General features: G+C 34.4%; 4 protein-coding genes and 1 pseudogene. 4 read left to right on the forward strand and 1 reads right to left on the reverse strand.

Annotation, left to right across the window (positions count from 1 at the left end):
- Window positions 1–203 (forward strand): annotated as a pseudogene (locus MKY69_RS10515) (plasmid recombination protein); the annotation flags it as partial.
- Between the two features lie 305 nt (window positions 204–508).
- On the opposite strand, the gene lnu(A) reads toward MKY69_RS10515, so the two are convergent.
- Window positions 509–994: a lincosamide nucleotidyltransferase Lnu(A) gene (gene lnu(A) / locus MKY69_RS10520; protein ID WP_001829870.1), complete on the reverse strand. Its 486-nt coding sequence runs from the start codon at window positions 992–994 to the stop codon at window positions 509–511.
- A 399-nt stretch (window positions 995–1,393) separates the two neighbouring features.
- On the opposite strand from lnu(A), the gene MKY69_RS10525 reads away from it, so the two are divergent.
- The 3 genes from MKY69_RS10525 to mobV form a co-directional block, all read left to right on the forward strand.
- A complete protein-coding gene (locus tag MKY69_RS10525; RefSeq protein WP_229403668.1) occupies window positions 1,394–1,549 on the forward strand; it encodes a protein repA in 156 nt (51 codons plus the stop codon).
- Window positions 1,550–1,625: 76 nt separating this feature from the next.
- Window positions 1,626–2,204: a replication protein gene (locus tag MKY69_RS10530; RefSeq protein WP_268752746.1), complete on the forward strand. Its 579-nt coding sequence runs from the start codon at window positions 1,626–1,628 to the stop codon at window positions 2,202–2,204.
- A gap of 248 nt (window positions 2,205–2,452) precedes the next feature.
- The coding region (gene mobV / locus MKY69_RS10535) for a MobV family relaxase (protein ID WP_340791990.1) at window positions 2,453–3,461 on the forward strand (1,009 nt) is incomplete at its 3' end.

Consider the following 3,461-nt stretch of genomic DNA (forward strand, 5'->3'; position numbering starts at 1 on the left):
AATCGCTTAAAAACGAAATTAAGGGCATTTACAGAGGTTTTAATCAGTTTATGGAAAATACCCTTGGTGCAACTGTTAGACAAGCTGAAAAGCTCATGAATAACCTTGTGAGTGAAATTAAAGAGTTTGTAAAAGGTGGAGAGTTTGAAAAAATTCATAGAAATGAAACTCGAACACGAGATAGAGATGAATTAAGTCGTTAGAAGCTCATATTTGCGTTTTAAGGCGTTTTAAATCAATTCGAGTATATTTACACCTGTTTGGTCTTTTCGTCGGCATAAGCGTTAAAAATGGCAATAGAAAAAGCAGCAAGGGCGAACGTAGTGAGTGCATTTACCCTTGCAGCTTTTTTTGTTGTCATTTAGCTTTTGTAAACCGACAGAAAAGCCAACAGGTATGACTGTTTACTCACTTTTCAGAGGCATGATCAAACGCATTGCGTTTGTCAGGTGTGGGCGGAAGCCCACGGTTTTTAAAAGGGTTCCGAGGCTCAACGTCAATAAAGCAATTATGTTATTGATTTTAAATTTTTTATATCAAAATGGTCTTTTTCTGTTAAATCATAACCAGAATGAAAAAGAAGTTGAGCTTCTTTTGAAATACATGGTATTTTTCGACCTTTGTAATTAGTTTCTGAAAACCAGTCATTTTGGAAAACATAATTACCACCTTCTGGGTTTGCTTGGGTAATTGATCCATCATCATTTAGATTTATAGGATGAATATCTAAATACCCATATTCTTCATGCTTGAGTTCCATACGTGAAGGCATCCAATCAACTTCTATTTTGTATCCGATATCTTCTAATTTTTGTATAACTTTTTGAGTGTGTTGAGCGTCAAAATCTATATCTATATCTCTGTGTTCTCTTTGTTGTTTTCCAGTTAATACATCTACCCCCCAGCCACCATCTAACCAATAAGTTACTTTCATGTGTTCAAATAAATCTAAAATATAAAATAAATCTTTTTCTGTTACATTATTATTTTTCATTTTATCCCTCCTAACTTGGGAATTTGAAACGAGTTGAAAACGAGTTTCTTCTTGTCTTGATACTATATAGAAACAACTACATTTTTATAATAACTAAATAAATGCTGATATAACAGTGTTTTTAGATGTTTTTTGTTAAAAAAGGTTGAAAACAAAAAACTCTGGGGGAGATTTTGAAAAAAATCGACCAACTTCTGGGGGGTACTACGACACCCCCCAGGAGTTCAATGTGCTATGTGCAGTTTCGCAGAACGTTGTTATAACAAGGTTTTAGCTAATTTTTGATGTAGATTTTTGATATTTTTTTAAAAACCATATTTAAAACTATTTACAAATATGTGGGGTTTGAATATAATAAAGGTAGTTTCGCATGAAATATAGGATTTAGGGGGTTGAAAAATGAGCGAAAAGGAGAAGAAGAAAAATATTACTTTGTCAGTGACAAAAGACACAGATGAAAAAATAAGTGAAATGTCTAAGAAGTATGGAATGACAAAGTCAGGCTTGATTACTTTTTTAGTTCAACAAGCTAATGAAAAAGGAATTTTTAGATAAAAAAAGCCCCTTCTGCAAAAGGAGCTTTAGTAAAAAAATAATGTATTTGTCTACTTGATTGTGAGGTTATTATAACATGAGTGAAAAGATTATAAAAGGCAGAGACTGGGCATTTATCGTGTATCCAGAGAGTGCACCAGAAAACTGGCGAGAAATTTTAGATGATACGCATATTCGGTGGATTGAAAGTCCATTACATGACAAAGATTTTAATCCTGATGGCACGATCAAAAAGCCACATTGGCATGTAATGTTATCAGCGGATGGACCAATTACGCAAAAAGCAGTTGAAAAAATTATTGAGCCTTTAAATGTACCAGCACCTCAAAAGGTTGGTTCAGGACGTGGAATGGTTAGGTATTTTATACACCTAGATAATCCTGAAAAATACCCTTATTCTAGAGATGATATTGTTGGGCATTGTGGTGCTGATGTGGAGAGTTATTTTGAATTGAATAAAACAAGTAAACTTACAGTTATGAAAGAGATTGTTACTTATATTTACGATAATGAGATTGATAATTATGCTGATTTCTTGATGATTTGTATTAAACATTCTGATGATTGGTTTGACGTAGCGATTAACTACAACACGTTAGCGATTAATAAGATGATTGACGGTATGTGGTTAAAAAAGAAAAATGAAATTAGATAATAAAAGCCCCCTGACGAAAGTCGAAGGGGGTTTTTATTTTAGTTTGAGGTTTGCATACCTACTGGAAAAGTAGGGCAGCAAATCGTCAAACAGTTATCAGCTAATTGCACCATAAGGGTGCGCTGATACTCGGCTCAAAAGAGCCGACAGAGCCGTCTGCAAGACCCCTCGGCGAGCCCACCTTTACGAAGTAAAGTATAGTGGGTTATACTTTACATGGAAGCTGTACCGAAGTTAGGAGTGTTTATATGTCATTTGTAGTGGCGAGAATGCAGAAGATGAAAGCTGGCAATTTAGTCGGCATAGGTAATCATAATCAACGGTTAACTGACAATCATTCAAACAAAGATATTGATACGGAACGCTCGTATTTGAATTATGACTTAGTCAATCGCACAGACAATTACAAAACGGATATTCAGCAATTTATTAACGACAACAAATCGAGTAGTCGTGCTGTCAGAAAAGATGCTGTATTAATAAACGAATGGATCATAACTTCTGACAACCGATTTTTTAAAGATAAAGACGATAAAGAAATTAAAGACTTTTTCGAACAGTCGAAAGATTACTTCGCTGAAAAATTTGGTGATGAGAATATCCGCTACGCTCAAGTTCACTTAGACGAAACAACACCGCATATGCACTTAGGTATTGTGCCTTTCAATGCGGAAAAGCGGTTATCAGCAAAGACTCTTTTTAATCGTCAAGCTTTACAGGCGGTACAAGACGAATTACCAAAGTATTTAAATGAGCGTGGTTTTGAGCTTGAACGTGGCGAAAAAGGTTCAGAGCGTAAAAATTTAACGGTGCCTGAATATAAAAAGGCAAAGGACGAATTAAAAGAGATGACTACCACGCTGGAACAGCGAAAGTCAGAAGTTTTAGCGTTATCGAACGATAAAACACCAACAATCAACAAAGAAAGTTTAGATTTAAAAGACGAAACGAAAACGGTCAAAGTACCAAGTGGCGAAACGATTGGAATTGGTAAGTTACGTCATGAATTTACGAAAAATGAAGAACGAAAAACAGGAAATGTGATTATCCCTGAAAGTAAATTAAATGCTTTAATACAAGGCTATGAAGATTTATATAAATCGAATGAGCAACTAAAAAAATATGCAGAAACAGATTTACCAAAAAGAATTGATTACGTAAAAGGCAAATACAAAGAGGTAGTGCGTGATTACAATGATTTGGCAGATAGATTTAATAATAATTTAGAGAAAATTGATTCGTTGGAGAAAGAGAATA

The organism is Streptococcus sp. FSL R7-0212 (assembly GCF_038007985.1).
Classification (GTDB): Bacteria; Bacillota; Bacilli; order Lactobacillales; family Streptococcaceae; genus Streptococcus; species Streptococcus parauberis.

Coding starts and splice junctions, on each gene's coding strand:
- MKY69_RS10525 (WP_229403668.1), top strand. CDS start 1,394: ATGAGCGAAAAGGAGAAGAAGAAAAATATTACTTTGTCAGTGACAAAA.
- MKY69_RS10530 (WP_268752746.1), top strand. CDS start 1,626: ATGAGTGAAAAGATTATAAAAGGCAGAGACTGGGCATTTATCGTGTAT.